This is a genomic window from Streptomyces luomodiensis (genome assembly GCF_031679605.1).
Taxonomy (GTDB): Bacteria; Actinomycetota; Actinomycetes; order Streptomycetales; family Streptomycetaceae; genus Streptomyces; species Streptomyces luomodiensis.
The window spans coordinates 8,252,579-8,274,651 of the sequence record NZ_CP117522.1 but is presented as its reverse complement, the minus strand read 5'-3'; the positions used below and the strand labels follow the sequence as shown (position 1 = coordinate 8,274,651).

General features: G+C 71.0%; 10 protein-coding genes (1 of these 10 cut by a window edge). 2 read left to right on the top strand and 8 right to left on the bottom strand.

The window, feature by feature from the left end; all coding sequences use genetic code 11:
* Window positions 1–346 precede the first annotated feature (346 nt).
* Together PS467_RS34945 and PS467_RS34940 are read left to right on the top strand one after the other, a co-directional pair.
* Complete coding sequence (locus PS467_RS34945) at window positions 347–1,753, top strand: glycoside hydrolase family 10 protein (RefSeq protein WP_311038558.1); 1,407 nt, start codon at window positions 347–349, stop codon at window positions 1,751–1,753.
* Between the two features lie 106 nt (window positions 1,754–1,859).
* Window positions 1,860–2,597: a polysaccharide deacetylase family protein gene (locus PS467_RS34940; protein WP_311038557.1), complete on the top strand. Its 738-nt coding sequence runs from the start codon at window positions 1,860–1,862 to the stop codon at window positions 2,595–2,597.
* A 30-nt stretch (window positions 2,598–2,627) separates the two neighbouring features.
* Here PS467_RS34940 and PS467_RS34935 read toward each other — a convergent pair whose 3' ends face one another.
* From PS467_RS34935 to PS467_RS34900, 8 genes are all read right to left on the bottom strand, one after another.
* Complete coding sequence (locus PS467_RS34935) at window positions 2,628–3,995, bottom strand: cation:proton antiporter (RefSeq protein ID WP_311038556.1); 1,368 nt, start codon at window positions 3,993–3,995, stop codon at window positions 2,628–2,630.
* 247 nt (window positions 3,996–4,242) lie between these two features.
* Entirely contained in the window at window positions 4,243–5,445 is a 1,203-nt protein-coding gene (locus tag PS467_RS34930; RefSeq protein WP_311038555.1) for an ABC transporter permease, read from the bottom strand.
* The gene (locus PS467_RS34925) at window positions 5,442–6,260 is read right to left on the bottom strand and encodes an ABC transporter ATP-binding protein (RefSeq protein ID WP_311038554.1); all 819 of its coding nucleotides are present in this window, start codon (window positions 6,258–6,260) and stop codon (window positions 5,442–5,444) included. The genes PS467_RS34930 and PS467_RS34925 overlap by 4 nt, the downstream gene beginning before the upstream one ends.
* A 5-nt stretch (window positions 6,261–6,265) precedes the next feature.
* Window positions 6,266–7,420, bottom strand: coding sequence for an efflux RND transporter periplasmic adaptor subunit (locus tag PS467_RS34920; protein ID WP_311038553.1), 1,155 nt, complete (start codon window positions 7,418–7,420; stop codon window positions 6,266–6,268).
* Window positions 7,417–8,037, bottom strand: coding sequence for a hypothetical protein (locus PS467_RS34915; RefSeq protein WP_311038552.1), 621 nt, complete (start codon window positions 8,035–8,037; stop codon window positions 7,417–7,419). Before PS467_RS34915 ends, PS467_RS34920 begins: the two co-directional genes overlap by 4 nt.
* Window positions 8,038–8,176: 139 nt before the next feature.
* Window positions 8,177–8,749, bottom strand: a complete 573-nt coding sequence (locus PS467_RS34910; protein ID WP_311038551.1) for a hypothetical protein — start codon at window positions 8,747–8,749, stop codon at window positions 8,177–8,179.
* A gap of 9 nt (window positions 8,750–8,758) precedes the next feature.
* The gene (locus PS467_RS34905; protein WP_311038550.1) at window positions 8,759–15,727 is read right to left on the bottom strand and encodes a non-ribosomal peptide synthetase; all 6,969 of its coding nucleotides are present in this window, start codon (window positions 15,725–15,727) and stop codon (window positions 8,759–8,761) included.
* Window position 15,728: 1 nt separating this feature from the next.
* A protein-coding gene (locus PS467_RS34900) for a non-ribosomal peptide synthase/polyketide synthase (protein WP_311038549.1) crosses the window boundary here: on the bottom strand, window positions 15,729–22,073 show its 3' end. 14,340 nt of this gene lie beyond the right edge of the window; the window shows 6,345 of its 20,685 coding nt (coding positions 14,341–20,685); the start codon falls outside the window, past its right edge; its stop codon occupies window positions 15,729–15,731.

Here is a 22,073-nt window from a genome sequence, read left to right as displayed (position 1 = left end):
GCCACTTCGCGCCCGGTCAAGCCTTCACCGCGCGGACACCACCGTTGCCCTTGAGCACCGGTGGCGGCGGACAGCACATCACCCGCCACCGAAAACTTTTCGGAGGCCGGGACCGAAAGATCCTCCACGCCAACGGCCAACATCCATCTGCTCCACAAAGCAACAGCTCAGAGGCGGCATCAGCGAGGGAGGCAGAATCTTTCCTACCGGAATAATTCCGGAAGGAAGCGTTGACGTTGCGTCAGCTCCGCAGCATACTCCGCATCGATCGTTGCCCATCGGCACCTCCCCAGCACGGCCGGACGGTCGGCTCGAGACCGTCCGGCCCCCGGAAGAAGGGACAGCAATGGTCACCAGTACCCGTCGTCATGAGCCGAGGCGCTCCCCTAGCGGAGCCCAGCGTCCCCGGTTACGTGTCCGAAGAGCGTTCACCCTCGGTGTCGTCGGCTTCCTCACCGCCGCCGGCGTCCTCACCCTGTCCGGTACCGCCAGCGCCGCGAGCACCCTCGGTGGCGCGGCGGCCGCCAAGGGCCGGTACTTCGGCGCCGCCGTGGCCGCCAACCACCTCGGTGAGGCGCAGTACGCCGCCACGCTGGACACCGAGTTCAACGCCGTCACACCCGAGAACGAGATGAAGTGGGACGCCGTCGAGAGCTCCCGGAACTCGTTCAACTTCACCTCCGCCGACCAGATCGTCAGCCATGCGCAGGGCAAGGGCATGAAGATCCGCGGCCACACCCTGGTCTGGCACTCCCAGCTGCCCGGCTGGGTCAGCGGTCTGGGCGCCACCGATCTGCGCTCGGCGATGAACAACCACATCACCAAGGTGATGCAGCACTACCAGGGCAAGATCTACGCCTGGGACGTGGTCAACGAGGCATTCCAGGACGGCAACAGCGGTGCGCGGCGCAGTTCGCCGTTCCAGGACAAGCTCGGCGACGGCTTCATCGAGGAGGCGTTCCGCACCGCCCGTGCGGCCGACCCCAGCGCCAAACTCTGCTACAACGACTACAACACCGACGGTCAGAACGCGAAGAGCAACGCCGTCTACAACCTGGTGAAGGACTTCAAGGCGCGCGGGGTTCCGATCGACTGCGTCGGCTTCCAGTCGCACTTCAACAGCCAGTCCCCGGTCCCCTCCGACTACCAGCAGAACCTCCAGCGCTTCGCCGACCTCGGCGTCGACGTGCAGATCACCGAGCTGGACATCGAGGGCTCCGGCTCGGCCCAGGCCGACAACTACCGCCGGGTCACCCAGGCGTGCCTGGCCGTGTCCCGCTGCACCGGGATCACCGTCTGGGGCATCCCCGACAAGTACTCGTGGCGGGCCAGCGGCACCCCGCTGCTGTTCGACGACAACTACGGCAAGAAGCCCGCGTACGACGCGGTGCTGGCGGCGCTCGGCGGCTCCAGCGGTGGTGGCGGTGACGATGGCGGTGGCGGTGGCCGGTCGTGCACCGCGTCGTACTCCGAGACGCAGCGGTGGGGCGACCGTTTCAACGGCCAGGTGACGGTGACGGCCGGCAGTTCCGCCATCAGCGGCTGGACGGTCACGGTGACCGTGCGTTCCGCGCAGCGCGTCTCCGCCACCTGGAACTCCACACCCAGCTGGGACAGCAGCGGCAAGGTCATGACGGTGAAACCCAACGGCAACGGCAACCTGAGCGCGGGAGCGACGACCAGCTTCGGCTTCACGGTCATGGCGAACGGGGACTGGTCGGCCCCCACCATCGGCTCCTGCACCGCCTCCTAGCCGGCCGATGACGCACCCGCGGGCACGCCGTGTTCAACTCACTGTCACTCACGCGCGAGGAGGAGAGATGACCGGGGAAGCAGCAACCGGGAGTACCGGCCGACGGGTGGCCGTAAGCACCCGCGACCGCAGCCGCAAACGTCTAAGGGCCGGGCTCGTCGCCGCGGCCACGGCCGCCCTGGCGGCGTTCTCCGCCGCTCCGTCCCCGGCGGCCACGCACGGTGCGGCGGGCACCAACACCGCCTGGGCCGACTGCTCGGGCGGATACGTGGGTCTGACGTACGACGACGGGCCGAATCCCGCGTCGACGCAGGCGCTGCTGACGGCCCTGCGGGCGGGCGGCGCCAAGGCCACCTTCTTCATCTGGGGACAGCACGCCGAGCAGTACCCGGACCTGCTCAGGTCCGAGCAGTCGGCGGGCATGTGGATCGCCAACCACACCTCCACCCATCCGCATCTCCCCCAGATCGGCGAACCGGCCGCGTACAACGAGATCGCGGGCGCCCAGAGCACCATCCAGCGCATCACCGGGCAGACCCCCACCCTGTTCCGCCCGCCCTACGGCGAGACCAACGCGCAGATCAAGGCCGATGAGGCCCGGCTCGGGCTGACCGAGGTGCTGTGGTCGGTGGACTCCCAGGACTGGAACGGGGCCGGCACCCAGCAGATCGTCCAGGCCGCCGCCACCATGCGGGCGGGCAGCATCATCCTCATGCACGACGGCGGCTACCAGACCACCGTCAACGCGGTACCGCAGATCCTCAGCGGGCTCGCGGCACGGAAGCTGTGCCCTGGCCGGATCACGGCCGGAGCGGGCGGCGGCGCCGTCGTCACGGCTCCCTGAGCGCCGTAGCCGAGTGACCGCTCGCGGCACTCACCGGGCGACACCGGCGTCTTCAGCGGAGGCTCCGGCATCGCCGGCGCCTTCCGCGTCGCCGGCGCCCTTGGCATCGCCGGCGTCCCCGTGTTCGCCACCGCGGCCGACGGTGAGCGACCGGGGCGCCGGCGACAGGCGCTGGAGCAGCGGGCCGGTCATCATCGTGGTGATCACGGCCATGGCCACCATCACGGTGAAGAGGCGCCCGTCGATGACACCGAGGGCGAGGCCCACGTTGAGCAGCACCAGTTCGGTGAGCCCCCGCGCGTTCAGCAGCACCCCGAGGGTGATGGACTGCCGGGGAGTGGCCCCGGTGAGCCGGGCGGCCACCGCGGCGCCGACGAACTTGCCCGCGCAGGCCACCAGGAGCACGGCGAGCAGCATGACCAGGCCCTGCGCGCCGAGGCCCTGGAAGTCCACCGACAGTCCGGTGACGGCGAAGAAGACCGGGAGCAGCAGCAGGCTCGACTGCTCGATGCGCGCGGGCACGTCCGGCGCGTGGGCTTCGAGCTGCCGGCGCGGTACGACGGCGCCGAAGACGAAGGCGCCGAACACGGTGTGCAGCCCCATCGCGTCAGTGGCCCAGGCCGACAGCAGCAGGCCGCCGAAGACCACCCCCTGGGCCAGGGCGCTGTCCCGGTTCCAGGGCCGCTCGGGCGCCAGCAGCCGGCGCAGCGCGGGCCTGACCACGTACCGCATGCCGAGGACGAAGAGGGTGGACAGCAACGCCATCCGGGCGAGTGGCCAGGGCCCGTCGGCATTCACCACGACGACCACGACGGCGAGAATGCCCCACGCCAGCAGGTCCTGGAGGGCGGCGCAGGCGAGCGCCACGTTGCCGATGCGCTCGCGGGCCAGGCCGTGGTCGGTCAGGATGCGGGCGAGCACCGGGAAGGCCGTGATGGACATGGCCGCGCCCAGGAACAGCGCCGGACCGAGCAACCCCGCCCGCCCCCGCTCGGTGAGGCCCCAGGTGGCGAACCCGACGGCCAGGCCGGTGCCCAGCGCGAACGGCAGGGCGACGGAGCTGAACGACACCGACATCACCTGGCGCCCCCGGCCGCGCAGATGCGCGACGTCGAGGTGATAGCCCACCCCGAACATGAAGAGGACGAGGCCCAGTTGGGCCAGCAGCTGGAGGAAGGGGCGGGCCTCGGCCGGGAAGAGGGCCCCGGTCGGATCGCCGGGGAACATACCCAGCAGGCTGGGGCCCAGCATCAGACCGGCCGCGATTTCCCCCAGTACGGCCGGCTGCCGCAGCCGCTGGGCGATCCGCCCGCAGAAGAGGGCCACGGGCACGACCACGGCGAGGCCGATCAGCACATCACGGATGGTCTCTTCGAGCGCGCCGCCACTCATGGCCATGCCCCCTCCGCGTCACGAGTTCCGCCCAGTCTCGGGGAGCGGGCGGCGGGACGGAAATGTGCACTTGGACATCTGGACGGAGAGTGCCGGGGTGGGTGTCGGCGCGGGTGCCGCCGACGGTGTGTCATGGTGACGGCATGGGCGTGCGTTTCCCGAATGCTTCCCCCAACGCCTCCCCCACGCCGCCCCGAACGGCGGGGAGCCCGGCACCGGGACGGGGGAAGACCACGGTGCCGGGCAGCTTCGGTCAGACCGTCCGCAGCGCCTCCGTGGGCTGCATCCGGGCCGCCCGCAGGGCGGGCAGCAGCCCGGCGATGGCACCGATGGCCACGGCCGCGCCGAGTCCGCCCGCCCAGGCGAGCACCGGGACGACGGTCTCCCAGCCCTTGACGCCGGCGTAGACGAAGGTCGCCAGCGTGCCCAGAGCCACCCCGGCCACACCGCCGAGCATGGCGAGCAGGACCGCCTCGGAGAGGAACTGCGTCCGGATGGTGCCCCGGGTGGCGCCGAGTGCCCGCCGCAGACCGATCTCCGAGCGGCGTTCGAGCACGGAGATGACCATGGTGTTGGCGACGCCGATGCCCCCGACGAGCAGGGCCACCGCGCCCAGTCCGAGGAACAGCCCGTCGAGCGCCGACTGCGCGGCGGCGCGGGCCTCGAGCGCGGCCGACGGCTGGGTGACGCTGACCTCACTGGGGTTCTGCGGGTTGGCGGTGGCGGCCAGCACCTGGCGCACCTCCTTGACCTGGTCGGTGTCCGACCGCACATACACCGTGGAAGGGTGGCCGTCGAAGTCCAGGTACTTCTCCGCGGCCGGATAGCCCACCAGCACCGCCGAGTCGATCTCCGGTGTCAGTTTGGCGGGCTTGAGGACCCCGGACACGTAGAACCACTGACCGCCGACCCAGATGCGCATGTCCGGGTGGATCCGGGAGATGCCCAGCCGGCTCGCGGCATCCCAGCCGAGGACGGCGACCGGCTGCCGCGCGGTGGCGGCGTTGAGGTATCTGCCCTGGGCCATCGAGGTGCGCACCGCGGCCGGCAGGCGCAGGCTGGCGGCGTTCACCGACAGGGAGTTGGTGTTGAGGGCCGGGATGTGCGGGCTGCGGTATGCCTCGGCGTCGGTCTTGCCGGTGCTCTGCACCGCCTCGACCGGGCCGATCCGGGAGATCATGCCCGGCGCCTCGACGGGGAGCTTCGCGTCCCCGCCGCCCAGCGACTGGCCCGGTGTGACCTTCAGCAGGTTGGTGCCCAGCTTGTCGATCTCGGCGAGCAGTCCGGCCTGCGACGAGGACGACAGCCCGAGCACCGCCACCATCGCGGCGACGCCGATGGCGATGCCCAGCGCCGACAGGGCGGCCCGCATCCGCCGGGTGCGCAGGCCCACGCTGGCGGTCCGGGCGAGATCGGCGGGATAGAGCCGGCCGGGGGCGGTGGCCGTGGCGGTCATGGCAGCCGCCTTTCGGTGTCCAGGGGATCCTCCGCCGACAGGACGTCCGCGACGATGTGGCCGTCGAGGACCTCGATCCGGCGCGGCAGCCGGGCCGCCAGCTCCCGGTCGTGGGTGATCATCACGATGGTGGTGCCCTCGGCGTTGAGTTCCCTGAACAGCTTGAAGATGGCGGCGCCGGCGACACTGTCGAGGTTGCCGGTGGGCTCGTCGGCCAGCACGATCGCCGGGTCGCCGGCCAGGGCACGGGCGATCGCGACGCGTTGCCGCTCGCCACCGGACAGCTGCGGCGGCCGGTGGTGGATCCGGTGGCTGAGGCCGACCCGGTCCAGGGCCGCGGCGGCCGCCGACAGCCGGGCCGGGCGGCGGACGCCCGCGTACAGCATTCCGTCGGCGACGTTCTCCAGCGCGGTGGCGTGTTCGGCCAGGAAGAACTGCTGGAAGACGAAGCCGATCCGGATGGCACGCAGCCCGGCCAGCGCCCGGTCGGACATCGCGGCGACATCCTCCCCCACGATCCGTACCTTCCCGGAGGTCGGCCGGTCCAGGGTGCCCATCACCTGAAGCAGGGTCGACTTGCCGGAGCCGGACGGACCCACGATCGCCACCAGGTCACCCCGGTGGATGGTGAAACCGGCCCCGTCCAGCGCCACGACCGGGGACGCGCCCGGGTAGACCTTGGTCACGTCCTCCAGCTCCAGGACCGCCTCGCGGGGGCCCTGAACACCGGCCGGCGGCGTCTGGACCGTCTCGGTCGCCTGGGACGTCGTGGTGGTCCGGGCCGCCTGGGCCGTCTGAGCCGTCTGTGTCTCCATGCCGGTCATGACGTGGGCACCGCGATCTTCTGGCCGACCGCGAGCCCGGCGCCGCTGACCTCGACCTTGCCCTCGCTGTCGTCGAAGAGCCCGGTCCGCACCGCGATCAGTTTGTGCTTGCCGCCGCTCTCGACGACCTCGACGGCGTAGCCGCCGCCGGCGAGCGCCAGCAGCGCGTTGACCGGCACCGACAGCACGTCCTTCACCGTGTCGGAGACGATGGCGACCTGGACGGGCGCCTGGTCGAGCCCGCCGGTGGCCTTCGGGTCCTTCGGCTTGATCTGCACCTCGATGGTGGTCTTGTCCTCGACCTGCTTCGCCACCTTCCCCACCGACGACACCTCACCGGCGGTCGTCTTGCCGTTGGGGAGGGTGATGGTCACCTTGTCGCCGACCGCCACCCCGGTCTGCTGGCTGGCGTTGAGCTGGACGGTGACCTGCCGCCTGGTCGAGGACACCTGGAGGATGTTCTGGCCCTGTCCGGCCGGGCCACCGCGCACGGCCCCGGTCTTGATGACCCGGATCTCCTCGGCGGGCAGGAACACCGCCTGCCCGACGGGCAGTTCACCCGACGCCTTCAGCCCGACGTCCTCCTGAAGCTCCTTGAGGGCGTAGAAGGTCTGCATGCTGAAGTAGTCCGAGTCGGGGTCGATCTGCGCCTTGGTGGCGTACTTGAGGGTGACGAGCGCGGCGTTGAGCTGCCGGACGTCCGCCCCCTCGGCTCCGTAGGCGAGGTCGCGGTAGACCGGTGCGGCGGCCCCCTGGAGCAGCACCACCGGTTTGCCGTCCACCCGGTAGAGCACATGGCCCTGGCCGATCACATCGCCCACGGCGGGCAGTTCGGTGATGGTGCCCTTGGTGTTGTTGACGACGTCGTACGAACCCGCGTAACCGAGCGTCCCGTTCTCCAGGGTGCGGGCCGACAGGGTGCCCTGGGTGACCTTCGCCAGCCCGGTGCGGGCGGTGGTCTTGGCCGACGCGTCCTTGGCGGTGTCCTGGAACGGATCGGCCACGACGACCCCCGCCCCGGCCGCCACCACGACCGCCACCACGACCAGCGCGGTCAGCCCGCGCCGCTTGCGCCGCGCGGGTGGCGGCGCGCTCTGCCGCTCCGGCGGGCTGGCTTCCTCGTCCTCCGTGGGTGTCTGGGTCGCGCTCACGCCGAACCCCCGCCGGGCTTGTTGGGCTCCATGTTGCGCAGGGACTCGGGCTGGTACTTCTTGCAAGCTTCCTCCGCCTTCTGGAACTGCGGCGTGGTGGGGTCGACCTCGAGCTTGAAGCCACCGTTCTCGTCCGGGTCCGGGAAGCTCGGCACGCCGTTGTTCCGCATGCACTTGGCGTACTTGAGCTTGTCGTCGGTCGACCACACATCGCCCGGACCGCCGCCGCCCTCCTCCGGGGGCGGCGCCGGCATGTACTGCTTGCAGGCTTTCTCGGCCTTCTGGAACTCCGGCGACTGCGGGTCGATCCCGGCGCCCATGCCCTCCCCGGGCTTCGGGTCCTTGAAATCGGTCAGACCGTTCTCCCGCATGCACTGCGCGAATTTCAGCCCGTTGGCCTGGCTGCCGGCCTCCGGCTGCTTGGACTGCGAGTCGTTTCCGGAGCCGACGCTGGCCACGCTCTTATCCGGTTCGTCATCGCCGCCACAGGCAGTGGCGAACAGGGCGATCCCGGCCAGCAGCGCCGCCAGTGTGGTATTGCGTCGCACCTTCTTTTTGGGTGCGGAGATGTTATCCGCCGACCGCTCCGTGACAACCACCATGCCGCTGTCCCCCAATTCTTCTGGATTTCCTGTACCCCCTGTTCTACCGAGGCCGCGGTTTCGCCGAGGTTTCGCTGTCGCCGGGCATACGGAAGCCCCGGTCCACCGGACCACACGTCCGGCGGACCGGGGCCACGGGAGGCGCCCCACGGGGCTACGCGGGCGACGGCGCCCCGGCGGGCAGGTGCTGCCGGCAGGCCTTGTGGGCGTCCCGGAACTCGGACGACTCGACATCGATCCCGGCCTTCTCGGGAGCGAAGCCGCCCCCTTCGGGATCGGGGAAGTCGGGCACGCCGTTCTTCCGCATACACTCCACGTACTTCGTCAGATCGGGCATCCCGCCGGGTGGCGGTGAGGCCCGGCGGCCTTCGGGCATCAGACGCTCGCAGGCTTTCTCCGCCTTCTTGTACGCACCGCCCCCGACGTCTATACCGCTGTTCGGGTCGAGCAGAATGGAGCCGTCCGCGGCGGGATCGGGGAAGTCCGGCACCCCGTTCTCCCGCAGACATTCGACGAAAGCCATACTTTTGGCCCTCTTGTCCCCCGAACCGGCGCCCGCGGAGCTTTTCGGGGAAGAATCATCGGAGCCGAGCGCGAAGCCCAGTCCGCCCGCCACCATGGCGATCGCCAGGGCGGCCCCGATTGAAACGACCAGAATGCCGATTCGGCTCTGCCGGCGCGTGCCCTCGGGCGCCCCGCCCGCGGCCGCGTTCTCCCTCTCGTCCATACCCTCTCCTTATTCCTTCGTGAGCAGCTGCGCGGAAATGAGCCGGCCGATCGTTTCGAGGGGCTTTCCGGTGAGCATCCCGTCGTGATCGCAGGCGATCCGGACCCGTTCGACGCGCCCGTCGACGTACGGCGCCCAGCCGTCCGGAGCCGTCCGCGCCGGGGCCGACCCGGGCCGGCCCTCCGTGGCGACGAAGAGCAGCAGCTCCCCGTGGAAGACGCCGGGCGTGTGGTGCTGGAGGAGGCGGATGTTGTGCGCGTTGACCCGCTGGATCTCCGAGAGCGTCCGGACCCGCCTGCGCTGCCGGCCGGCCGGCCCTTCGGCCGGCTCCGCCTCCTCGGTGCCCGGGTAGCCGTCGAGGCTGACGAGGAGGTCCACCGTCTCGCCCTGCCGTTGCAGCAGCGCTGCCATCGCATGGGCCACGGTGCCGCCGAACGACCAGCCGAGGAGGTGATAGGGCCCGGCCGGTTGTACGGTCCGGATCCGCGCGACGTAGTCCGCGGCCATCTCCTCGACGGTGTCCGGCAGCGGCTCGTCCGTGGCCAAACCGCGGGCCTGCAACGCGTAGACCGGACGGTCCGGCGGCAGGTGGTCCGTGAGCTCCGCGTAGCAGCGCCCCAGGCCGGTGCTCGGGTGGACACAGAACAGGGGCGATCGGTCGCCTTCCGTCCGGAGCGGCAGCAGCAGACCGGTGCCGGTGTCATCGGCGTCCGTTCCGGCGTCGAGCAGCCGGGCCACGTCGGCGACGGTCGGGGCGGTGAACAGTGCGCGGATGCTGACCTCGGCACCGAGGACGGCGCGGATCCGGGCGATCAGCTTCATCACGAGGATCGACTCGCCGCCGAGATCGAAGAACGACGCCTCGGCACCCACCTGCTCCAGACCGAGCACCTCGGCGAAGAGTGCGCAGAGGCGCTCCTCGGTGGGCGTCCGGGGGCCACGTCCCGCTGTCGCCGCGCCGGTGAAGTCCGGGGCGGGGAGGGCGGCGCGGTCGAGCTTGCCGTTCACCGTGACGGGGAGCGCGTCGAGCGTCACGAAGGCGGCCGGGACCATGTAGTCGGGCAGCCGGTCGGCCAGGAACGTCCGCAACCGGGTCGTGTCCACCGCACCGTCCGGGACGACGTAGGCCACCAGGCGCCGGTCCCCGGCGCGGTCCTCCCTGGCGATCACCGCCACCTGGTCAACGCTCTCGTGGCCGGTGAGGACGGCCTCGATCTCCCCGGGCTCGATACGGAAACCACGTACCTTGACCTGCTCGTCGGCGCGGCCACCGAAGACCAGCTCACCGTCGGCCGTCCACCGGGCGAGGTCACCGGTGCGGTACATCCGCCCGCCCGTGAACGGACACGCCACGAATCGCTCCGCGGTCAGACCCGGACGGCCGAGGTAGCCACGCGCGAGCCCCGGGCCCGTGACGTAGAGCTCGCCCAGCACACCCACGGGCGCGGGGTGCAGATGCTCGTCGAGTACGAACGCCCGGGTGTTGAGGATCGGACGGCCGATGGGCACCGGGCCCGGACCAGCCGCCTCGAGGGGCGCACTCAGGGTGGCGCAGACAGTGACCTCGGTCGGGCCGTACCCGTTGACCAGCCGCCGCCCCGGTGCCCACTTCTCCACCAGCGCCGGCGGGCACACTTCACTCGCCACCACGACGGTGCCGAGACTGTCGGGCAACTCCTCCACGGCGGCCAGCACCGACGGCGACACGTTCACATGGGTGACGCCGAACTCCTTGACCGTGGCGGCCAGCGAGCCGTTCGGCGGCAGCTTGGCCGGGTCCGCCATCACCAGAGCGGCACCCGCGAGCAGCGCCATGAACTCCCACACCGAAGCATCGAAGCTCGGCGACGCCAGTTGCAGCACCCGCGCGTCAGCACCCACCGCGAACCGCTCGATCTGCACGGCCGCCAGGTTCCCGATGCCGCGATGCGTCACCGCCACACCCTTCGGCCGACCCGTCGAACCCGACGTGTAGATCACGTACGCCACATCATCGGCACCCACCGAGACCGAGGGCGCCGGCCCCACCGCTTCGGACGGGTCCCGCACCAGGCACTCCACCCCGGCCGGAACCAACGCCCGCGTCTCCTCGGAGCACAGGACGAGCGCGGGCGCCGCGTCCCCGATCATCCACCCGATCCGCTCCGCCGGGTACGCCGGATCCACCGGTACGAACCCCGCCCCGGCCTTCACCACCCCCAGCCACACCGCCACCAGGTCCGCCGACCGCTCCAGCACCGCGGCGACCAGGTCACCGCGGACCACACCCCGCGCGGCCAGCGCTCCCGCCACCCGATCCGCCCGCTCCCGCAACTCCCCGTACGACCACTCCTCACCATCCGCACCCACCACCGCCACCGCGTCCGGAGTCCGAGCCGCCTGGGCGTCGAACAACTCCCCCAAGGAAGCCACCGGCACCTCGGCAAAGGTCTCGTTCCACCCCGCCACCACCCGCTGCCGCTCCCCACGGCCCAGCACCTCGACCTCGCTCATCCGGGCCGCCGGATCCGAGGCGATCTGCTCCAGCACCCGCACCAGCCGCTCCGCCAGCGCCTCCACCGTCCGCTCGTCAAAGAGATCGGTGGCATACAGGAACGTGCCATGGATCCCGCCCGGGTTGCCGTCTCCGTCGCGGTGCTCGACCAGGTCGACGGCAAGGTCGACACGCGCCGAAGCCTCCGCCTCCGACTCCCACGGGCGAACCCGCAGCCCCGGCAGATTCCACAACCGCTCCTCACCCAGCGGCGCGCCCTGCATGCCCAGAGAGACCTGGAACAGCGGATTGCGCCCCAGCGACCGGGCCGGATTGAGGTCCTCGACCAGCCGCTCGAACGGCACGTCCTGATGCGCGTACGCGTCCAGATCCGTCTCCCGCACCCGGGCCAACAACTCCACGAAGGCCGGATCGCCGCTCAGATCGGTCCGCAGGACCAGCGTGTTGACGAAGAACCCCACCAGCCCGTCCAGGGCCGCGTCCCCACGCCCCGCCACCGCCGTGCCGATCGAGATGTCCTTCCCCGCGCCCATCCGCGACAGCAGCAGCGCCAGTGCCGCCTGGACGACCATGAACATGGTGGCCCGCCCACGCTGGGCGAGCGCCACCAGCCGGGCGTGGACCCGCGGGCTCACCCGCACCGGCAGGGAGCGTCCGCGGAAGGAGGACATCGTCGGCCGGGGCCGGTCGGCAGGGAGCACCAGCTCCTGCGGTGCACCGGCCAGCGCCTCGCGCCAGTAGCCGAGCTGGCCACTGATCACACTGTCCGGGTCCTCCAGATCACCCAGCACCTCACGCTGCCAGAGCGCGTAGTCCGCGTACTGCACCGGCAACGGCTCCCAGCCGGGCGCGCGGCCTGCCCGCCGGGCCGCGTACGCCACCCCGATCTCCCGGCCCAGCACACCCATCGACCAGCCGTCGACCGCGATGTGATGCGCCACGATCAGCAGCACATGCTCCGCCGGCCCCGTCTTCAACAGCCGCGCTCGCCACGGCACATCGACGCTCAGGTCGAAGGCGCGGGCGGAGTACGCCGCCAGGGCCTGCGGCAGTTCGTCCTCCGTGGTCTCCACGACCACCAGCGGCGGCCGGCCGGCGCCGTCCGTCAGTACGCGCTGCCGCGGTTCGCCATCGGTCTCGGGAAAGACCGTACGCAGGCTCTCATGCCGGTCGGCGACATCCCCGAGCGCCGCCTCCAGCGCAGCCCCATCGAGCTCGCCCGAAAGGCTGAGCGCCAGCGGCAGGTTGTAGCCCGCGCCTTCCCCGACACCTTCGAGGCGGTTGAGGAACCACATCCGCCGCTGGGCGTACGACAGGGGTACGGAGTCCGGCCGGAGGAACGGCACCAGCGCGGGGCGGGCCCGGCCGTCCGCGCTGCCCTCTTCCTCGATGCGGCGGGAGAGGAGGGCGACGGTGGCGGCGGTGAAGAGCTCACGGACGGAGATCCGGGTGTCGAGGACCGCCCGGATCCTGGCAATGAGCCTCATCGCCAGCAGCGAGTCACCGCCGAGCTCGAAGAACGAGGCGTCCGCGCTGACCCGCTCGACGCCGAGGACTTCGGCGAACAGCCCGCAGAGGATCTCCTCGGTGGGGGTGGCGGGGGCGCGGCCCCCGGTCGTTCCGGTGGTGTCGGGGGCGGGGAGCGCGGAACGGTCCAGCTTGCCGTTGACCGTCAGCGGCAACGCCTCCAGCACGACAACGGACGGGATCATGTACTCCGGCAGCCGGTCCGCGGCGAACTCCCGCACCACCGCCACGTCAAGCTCACCACTGGGGACCACATAGGCGACCAGCCGCTTGTCCCCCGGACCGTCCTCACGGACGACAACGGCAGCCTGGGCCACGGCCGGGTGACCGCTGAGAACGGCCTCGATCTCACCCGGCTCGACACGGAAACCACGCACCTTGACCTGCTCATCAGCCCGCCCGGCGAAGACCAGGTCACCGTCGGCTGTCCACTTCGCCAGGTCACCACTGCGATACATCCGCCCACCCGGAACCGCGAACGGACACGCCACAAACCGCTCCGCCGACAACCCCGCACGGCCGATATACCCCCGCGCCAGACCAGCACCAGCGATATACACCTCGCCCACGACGCCTACGGGCACCGGATTGAGGAACGCATCCAGCACATAGACACGCACGTTGGGGAGCGGGCGGCCGATCGGCGGGGCCTCCTCCAACGCCGGGTCCAGCGGGCCGGGGGTGGCGGTGGTGATGACGGTCGCCTCGGTCGGACCGTAGGTGTTCCACACCCGCGCACCCACCGACCACCGCCCCGCCAGCTCCGCACTCAACCGCTCCGCACCCAACACCCAGTTCCCCACCCCCGCCACAGCGCCCGGGTCCAACACCCCCAACAACGACGGCACCACACTCGCCACCCGCACCCCACACCGCCCCACCATCCCCGCCAACGCCTGCGGATCCCTACGCTCCTCCGCCGTCGCCACAGCCAAAGTGCCACCAGAGGCAAGGGTGACCGCAACGTCCAGAACGGCGGCGTCAAAACTGAACGAGGCGAACTGCAACGCCACCACACCCGCGTCCATCCCCAACACCGGACGCATCACCTCAGCAAGATTCGCCACCCCACCATGCGCAACCGCCACACCCTTCGGACGACCCGTCGAACCCGACGTATAGATCACATACGCCAACTGCTCCGGCACGATCACCGTCCCCAACGGCTCATCCGAGACCCCGTCCGCCTCTTCCACATACACCACGCGCGCGTCGCCCACCAGCACCCCGGCCAGACTCTCCGCCGTACCCAGCACCACCTCGGCGCCACTGTCCGCGATCACGAACCCCAGCCGGTCCACCGGATACTCCGGATCCAACGGCACAAACGCACCACCGGCCTTCCACACCGCCAACTCCGCCACCACCACACCCACCGACCTCGGCAAACACAACGCAACACGCGACTCCCGACCCACACCAACACCACTCAGGAAACGCGCCAACCGATTCGCCCGCCGATCCAACTCCCCATACGACAACACCTCCTCACCACACCGCACCGCCACCACATCCGGCGCCACCCTGGCCCACCCCTCAAACCGATCCACCACCGACCCGCCCGGCACCACGGCCCCGGTGGCATTCCACTCCTCCACCACCCGCACCCGCTCCCCCACACCCAGCACATCCAGCCGACCGACCAGCGCCTCGGGGTCAGCCGCCATCTGCTCCAGCACCCGAAGCACCCGGTCGACCAGCCCCTGGGCCGTCTCCTCATCGAACAGGTCCGGTCGGTAGCTCAGCCGCATGCCCAGGCCGCCGCTCGGGCCGACCACCAGGCCAAGCGGGTAATTGATCGACTCCCGGAGGCCGTGCTCGGTGAACTTCAGTCCGCCCGGTCCGCGTCGACCGGCCTCGTCGCCCGACGGCTTCCGCGCGTTCGTGCCCGAGGGGAAGCTCTCGAACGCCATGATCGTGTCGAACATCGCGCCGGGCCCGGCCTGCCGCTGGATGTCACTGAGGCTCAGGTACTGGTAATCAACGAGTGCCGACTGCTCGCTCTGTAACTCCGTCAGCGTCTCGGCGACCGACCGCGCCGGGTCGAAGCGCACGCGTACGGGCACCGTGTTGATGAAGAGTCCCAGCATGCTCTCCATGCCCGGCAGGTCCAGCGGCCGCCCGGCCACGCTGGCGCCGAACACCACGTCCCGTCGGCCGGTCAGCTTTCCGACGACGAGGGCCCAGGCGGCCTGAACCACCGTGTTCAGGGTCAGGCCGGGGGTGCGGCGCGTCAGCTCGCGCAGCGCCTGATCCAGGTCGTTGCTCGCCTTGGCGGACACCATGGCGGAGTGCGTCGGCGCCCCGTTGTACTCGGCCGGCGCCACCAGCGTCGGCTCATCGGCACCGGCCAGCATCCGCCGCCAGGCCGCCATGCCTTCTTCCTTGTTCTGCCGGGCCAGCCAGGCCAGATACTCGCGGTACGGGGTGACGGGTGGCAGGCCGTGGGCGCTGCCACCGGCCTCGTAACACGTCCACAGCTCCCGCATCAGCACCGGCAACGACCAGCCGTCCAGCAGGATGTGGTGCAACGTGACCATCATCCGGTACCGCTCCGGCCCGACCTTCACCAGCAACACCTTCAGCAGCGGCGGCACCGCCAGATCGAAACGCCGCTCCCGCTCCTCGACCCCGAGCCGCTCCGACTCCGTCCAGGCCACCTCAGCGTCCAGCCCGGACAGATCCTCCTCCCGCCACGGCAGCGTCACCCGGCGCATGATCAGCTGGACCGGCGCTCCGGAGGCGCGCCGCTGGAAGCCGGCGCGCAGGCTCTCGTGCCGGTCGAGCAGCGCCTGCCACGAGGCACGCAGGGCTGCGGCGTCGAGCGTGCCCTCCAGACCGAGGATCATCTGCTCGACGTAGACGTCGATGCCCTCCTCGTCGTACATCGCATGGAAGAGCAGGCCCTCCTGTAGCGGCGACAGCGGCCATACCCCCACCAGAGCGGAGTCGGTCATCTCAAGCTCCTTCTTCCATCTGCTGCGCTGTCGCTTCGAACTCGTCCAACTCGCTCTGGCTGATCTCCACCAACGGGAAGTCGGAGGGGGTGTGGCCACCGGTGCCGTCGTCCGTGGTGTGCGTGGCCAGCCCGGTGAGCATCGCGGCCCAGCCGTCGGCCAGGCTCCGGGCGGCCGACTCCGCCAGCAGCTCCGCCGGCCAGGACACGATGAGGGTGAGCTGCGGGCCGTCGGGCAGGTCGTGGACGACGCCCATGGCCTCCAGGGCGTGCATGACCGGGATCCGGTCGTCGGCGCCGCCGCCCCGGCCGCCTTCGCCGACGGTCTGCCAGGCGTGCTGTTCCACGGGCTGCCGGCTCTGGCGGCCGGGGAAGCGGCCCAGGTAGTTGAAGCCGATCTGGGCCGTCGGCAGCGCGGCGAGCGTGGGTGCGGTCTCGGGGTTGAGATACCGGAGCATCCCGTAGCCCAGCCCGTCGCCAGGGATGGCCCGCAGCTGTTCCTTGACTCGCTTGACGACCCGTCCCGCCACGGCCCCGCCGGAGCGCAGCTCCATGAAGTCGACGACGCCGATGTCGAGCCGCACCGGGTAGCTGCTGGTGAACCAGCCCGCCGTACGCGTCAGATCCACACCCTCGGCCAGCGGGACCCGGCCGTGGCCCTCGATGTCCAGCAGGAACGCGGCGGTGTCCTGGCCCTGCCTGCGCCGCCACTCGGTCACCGCCGCCGTCAGCCCGGTCAGGAGCACATCGTCGACACCCGCGTGGAACGCCGTCGGCACACTGGTCAGCAGCGCCGAGGTGACCTCCGTGGACACCTGCACCGACAGCTGCCGGACGGTGCCGCCGAGGTCCCGCTCCGGGTCCACGGCCCGTGGGGTGAGCAGCGGGTCGGCACCGTCCAGTACCTGGGTCCAGGCGGGGAGTTCGGCACGCCTCTGCTGACCGGTGGCATCTGCCTGGAGGGCACGGGCCCAGTGCCGGAAGGAGGTGGGCACCGGCTCCAGCACGACCTCACGGCCTGCGGCCAGCTCCGTGTACGCCTCGGCCAGGTCCGGTAGCAGGACGCGCCACGAGACGCCGTCCACCACGAGGTGGTTGAGGAGGATCAGCAGCCGTCCGGGGGTGTCCGGGCCGGTGTCGAACCAGACCACCTGCGCCATCACACCCGCCCGCGGATCCAGCCGGTCCGCGGCGGCCCGCGACTCCTCGGCGATGAGACGGTCAAGGTCACCTCCGGCCCCGGCTCCGGCCGCGTCGACCCGATGCACCCAAGGGGCCACGGACACGCTCGGGGGAACCAGGAGACGAGGCCCGGACTCGACGTCCAGCCGCGCCCGCAGCATGTCATGGTGATCGACCACCGCCTGAACGGCCTCGGTCAACGTCTCCAGCCGCATCCCCGCCGGAGCCACCACCACCGTCGACTGATACACCCCACCCACACGCTCCGCCCCGGCCCGCCCCAGCAACTCCAGCATCACCGGCGTCAACGGCACCTCACCCGTACCCGGATCGCCACTGCCCACCACACCACCACCAGCGGCCACATCACCGGCCACCACAGCCAACTCCGCCGGACTCCGCCGCTCGAACACCTGCCGCGCCGACACCACCAAACCCGCCTTGCGCGCCCTCGACACCAGCAGCATCGACATGATCGAGTCACCACCCAACTCGAAGAACGACGCATCCGCACTCACCTCATCCAGCCCCAGCACCTCCGCGAACAACCCGCAGAGAATCTCCTCGGTGCGGGTGGCGGGCGCGCGGCCCCCGGCCATACCGGCCGTGTCCGGGGCCGGGAGCGCGGAACGGTCCAGCTTGCCGTTGACCGTCAGCGGCAACGCCTCCAGCACGACAACCGACGGGACCATGTACTCCGGCAACCGGTCGGCGGCCAGGCCACGCAGGACCGCCGGGTCGAGCTCGCCATCGGGGACCACATAAGCGATGAGACGGCGCTCCCCCGGACCGTCCTCACGGACGACCACGGCAGCCTGGGCCACGGCCGGGTGACCGCTGAGAACGGCCTCGATCTCGCCGGGCTCGACACGGAAACCACGGATCTTCACCTGCTCATCAGCCCGCCCCGCGAAGACCAGCTCACCATCCGCCGTCCACTTCGCCAGGTCACCACTGCGATACATCCGCCCACCCGGAACCGCGAACGGACACGCCACAAACCGCTCCGCCGACAACCCCGCACGACCGATATACCCCCGCGCCAGACCGGCACCAGCGATATACACCTCGCCCACGACACCCACCGGCACGGGGTTCAGGAACGCATCCAGGACATAGACACGCACGTTGGGGAGCGGGCGGCCGATCGGCGGGGCCTCCTCCAACGCCGGGTCCAGCGGGCCGGCGGTGGCGGTGGTGATGACAGTGGCCTCGGTCGGGCCGTAGGTGTTCCACACCCGCGCACCCGCCGACCACCGCCCCGCCAGCTCCGCACTCAACCGCTCCGCACCCAACACCCAGTTCCCCACCCCCGCCACAGCGCTCGGGTCCAACACCCCCAACAACGACGGCACCACACTCGCCACCCGCACCCCACACCGCCCCACCATCCCCGCCAACGCCTGCGGATCCCTGCGCTCCTCCGCCGTCGCCACAGCCAAAGTGCCACCAGAGGCAAGGGTGACCGCAACGTCCAGAACGGCGGCGTCAAAACTGAACGAGGCGAACTGCAACGCCACCACACCCGCGTCCATCCCCAACACCGGACGCATCACCTCAGCCAGATTCGCCACCCCACCATGCGCAACCGCCACGCCCTTCGGACGACCCGTCGAACCCGACGTATAGATCACATACGCCAACTGCTCCGGCACGATCACCGTCCCCAACGGCTCATCCGAAACCCCGCCAACATCCTCAAGAAGAACAGCACGAGCGTCGCCAAGCGGCACCCCCGACAGACTCTCCGCCGTACCCAACACCACCTGCGCGCCACTGTCCGCGATCACGAACCCCAGCCGGTCCACCGGATACTCCGGATCCAACGGCACAAACGCACCACCGGCCTTCCACACCGCCAACTCCGCCACCACCACACCCACCGACCGCGGCAAACACAACGCAACCCGCGACTCCCGACCCACACCAACCCCGCTCAGGAAACGCGCCAACCGATTCGCCCGCCGATCCAACTCCCCATACGACAACACCTCCTCACCACACCGCACCGCCACCACATCCGGCGCCACCCTGACCCACCCCTCAAACCGCTCCACCACCGACCCGTCCGGCACCACGGCCCCGGTGGCATTCCACTCCTCCACCACCCGCACCCGCTCACCCACACCCAGCACATCGACCTCACTGACCCGCACCTCCGGATCGGCTCCCACCTGCTCCAACACCCGCACCAACCGCTCCACCAACCCCCGCGCCGTACCCTCGTCGAACAAATCCACCGCATACAGCAACGCCCCGCCCAACCCCGCCGGAGCCCCCGCCCCATCACGGTGCTCGATCAATGTCACCGACAGGTCGAAGCGGGCCACCGGATCCGCGGTCGACGGCAAGGTGTCGACCGCCAGGCCGGGCAGCTCCCACTCCTCCGGCGCGGCGCTCTGGAGCGCGAGCATGACCTGGAACAGCGGGTTGCGCGACAGCGACCGCGCCGGGCTCAGCACGTCGACCAGCCGCTCGAACGGCACGTCCTGATGGGCGTAGGCGGCCAGATCGGTCTCCCGCACCCGCGCCAGCACCTCGCTGAACGTCGGGTCGGCGCTGACATCCGTGCGCAGCACCAGCGTGTTGACGAAGAACCCGGCCAGGTCGTCCATGGCCTCGTCGCCACGGCCGGCGATCGCGGTGCCGATGGGGATGTCGGTGCCCGCGCCCAGGCGCGCCAGCAGTACGGCCAGCGCGGCCTGGGCCACCATGAACATGGTCGCGTTGCCCTGTTGGGCGGCCGCCACCAGCCGGGCGTGGGTCTCGGCGTTCACGCGCAGGGGCACCGTGCCGCCCCGGAACGTGGACGCGGGCGGGCGCGGCCGGTCGGTCGGCAGCGCCAGCTCCTGGGGCGCGTCGGCCAGCGCCTCGCGCCAGTAGTCCAGCTGGCCGCTGATCACGCTGTCCGGGTCCTCCGGGTCACCCAGCACCTCGCGCTGCCAGAGCGCGTAGTCCGCGTACTGCACCGGCAGCGGCTGCCACCCCGGCGCGCCACCCGCCCGCCGGGCGGCATACGCCACACCGATGTCCCGCGCGAGCACACCCATCGACCAGCCGTCAACGGCGATGTGATGCGCCACGATCAGCAGCACATACTCCGCCGGGCCGGTCGCCAACAGCCGGATGCGCCAAGGCAGTTCGGCGCTCAGCTCGAAGCCGCGCCCGGAGTGCGCCGCCAGGGCCGCACCGAGCTCGTCCGGTGTGGTCTCGACGACGATGAGCGGCGGCCGGCCCGCCTCGCCCGCCAGGACCCGCTGGCGCGGTTCGCCGTCCGTCTCCGGGAAGACCGTGCGCAGGCTCTCGTGCCGGTCGGCGACGTCGCCGAGGGCGGCTTCCAGCGCGGCGACGTCCAGGTCTCCCGATATCCGGAGCGCCAGCGGAAGGTTGTAGCCCGCGCCCTCGCCCACGTCTGCGAGCCGGTTGAGGAACCACATGCGCCGCTGGGCGTAGGAGAGCGGCAGCACGTCCGGCCGCGGCCGCGGGGTCAGCGCGGGCCGAGCGGTACCGTCCTGGCAGGTGGCGTCGAACAGCCGGGCCACACCGGCCACCGTCGGAGCCGCGAACAGCTCGCCGATGTTGAGTACGGTGCCCAGGACCGACCGGATCCGGGCGATGAGCCGCATGGCCAGCAGGGAGTCCCCGCCGAGCTCGAAGAACGAGTCCTCGGCGCCGACCCACTCCAGGCCCAGCACCTCGCCGAAGAGCCCGCAGAGGATCTCCTCCGTCGGTGTCGCCGGGCCCCGTCCGGCGGTGGTGCCACCGAAGTCGGGGGCGGGGAGGGCGGCGCGGTCCAGCTTGCCGTTGGCGGTGACGGGGAGGGTGTCGAGGGGAACGAGGGCGGCCGGGACCATGTACGCGGGCAGCCGCTCGGCCACGTACTCCCGCAACCCGGCCAGGTCTTGGGTGCCGTCGCCCGCCGCGGGGAGGACGTAGGCGACGAGCCGCTTGTCACCCTCTCGGTCCTCACGGACGACGACCGCGGCCTGACCCACGCTCTCGTGTGCGGCGAGCACGGCCTCGATCTCCCCCGGCTCCACCCGGAAGCCACGGATCTTCACCTGCTCGTCCGCTCGGCCCCCGAAGACCAGCTCACCCTCGGCCGTCCACCGCACGAGGTCGCCGGTGCGGTACATCCGGCCGCCCGTGAACGGGCATGCCACGAACCGCTCCGCCGACAGCCCCGGTCGGCCGAGGTAGCCGTGTGCGACGCCGGCGCCGGCGAGATAGAGCTCGCCCCGCACCCCGATGGGGACGGGCTTGAGGTATTCGTCGAGGACGAATGCCTTGGTGTTGTCGCGCGGCCTGCCGATCGGCAACACCACCGGAGGTTCGGCGTGGGCGGGGACGATGTGTGTGGTGGCGCACAGGGTGGTCTCGGTGGGGCCGTACAGATGCCGGACCCCGATCCCCGGGCAAGCCGCCTTGACCTGGGCGATCGCGCCCGCGGGCACCACATCCCCACCGGTCAGCACCTCGGCCAGGCCCGACAGGCACTCCGGCGACTCCTCAGCGAGCACACCGAACAGAGCAGCCGTCACATGCACGGCCGTCAGCCCATACGCCCGCACCAACCCCGCCAGCGTGCCCGCGTCCATCCGGCCCGGCGGCGCGACCACCACCCGGCCACCACTGGCCAACGGCACCCACACCTCGAAGAGCACCGCGTCGAACGCATGCGGCGCATGCCACAGAACCCGACCACGCGCCGCCGCACTCCAACACCCATCCGTCACCAGCGCGGCCAGCGCACCATGGCCCACCGCCACACCCTTCGGCACACCCGTGGAACCGGACGTGAACATCACATACGCCACGTCCTGCCCCGAGACCACCACATCCGGCACCGCACCCGGCACACCCTCCAGCGCACCGAACAGCTCGTCCACCGGCACCGCACCCGGCACCCCGAGCCCCCGGTCCGCCACCACCAACCCCACCTGCCCCAATACCAGCCCGCGCCGTGCTGCCGGCCACCCCGTGTCCACCGGCACAAAACCGGCTCCGGCCTTCGCCACTCCCAGCCACACCGCCACCAACTCAGCCGACCGCTCCATCACCACACCCACGAGGTCGCCACGCCGCACACCCCGCGCGGCCAGCGCACCCGCCACCCGGTCCGACCATTCCGCCAACTCCCCATACGACCACTCCCGGCCATCCAC

What these genes read in the sequence shown, in the direction of transcription:
- PS467_RS34945 (WP_311038558.1), top strand. Translation starts at nt 347, where the DNA reads ATGGTCACCAGTACCCGTCGTCATGAGCCGAGGCGCTCCCCTAGCGGA.
- PS467_RS34935 (WP_311038556.1), bottom strand. Translation starts at nt 3,995, where the DNA reads ATGGCCATGAGTGGCGGCGCGCTCGAAGAGACCATCCGTGATGTGCTG.
- PS467_RS34930 (WP_311038555.1), bottom strand. Translation starts at nt 5,445, where the DNA reads ATGACCGCCACGGCCACCGCCCCCGGCCGGCTCTATCCCGCCGATCTC.
- PS467_RS34925 (WP_311038554.1), bottom strand. Translation starts at nt 6,260, where the DNA reads ATGGAGACACAGACGGCTCAGACGGCCCAGGCGGCCCGGACCACCACG.
- PS467_RS34910 (WP_311038551.1), bottom strand. Translation starts at nt 8,749, where the DNA reads ATGGACGAGAGGGAGAACGCGGCCGCGGGCGGGGCGCCCGAGGGCACG.
- PS467_RS34905 (WP_311038550.1), bottom strand. Translation starts at nt 15,727, where the DNA reads ATGACCGACTCCGCTCTGGTGGGGGTATGGCCGCTGTCGCCGCTACAG.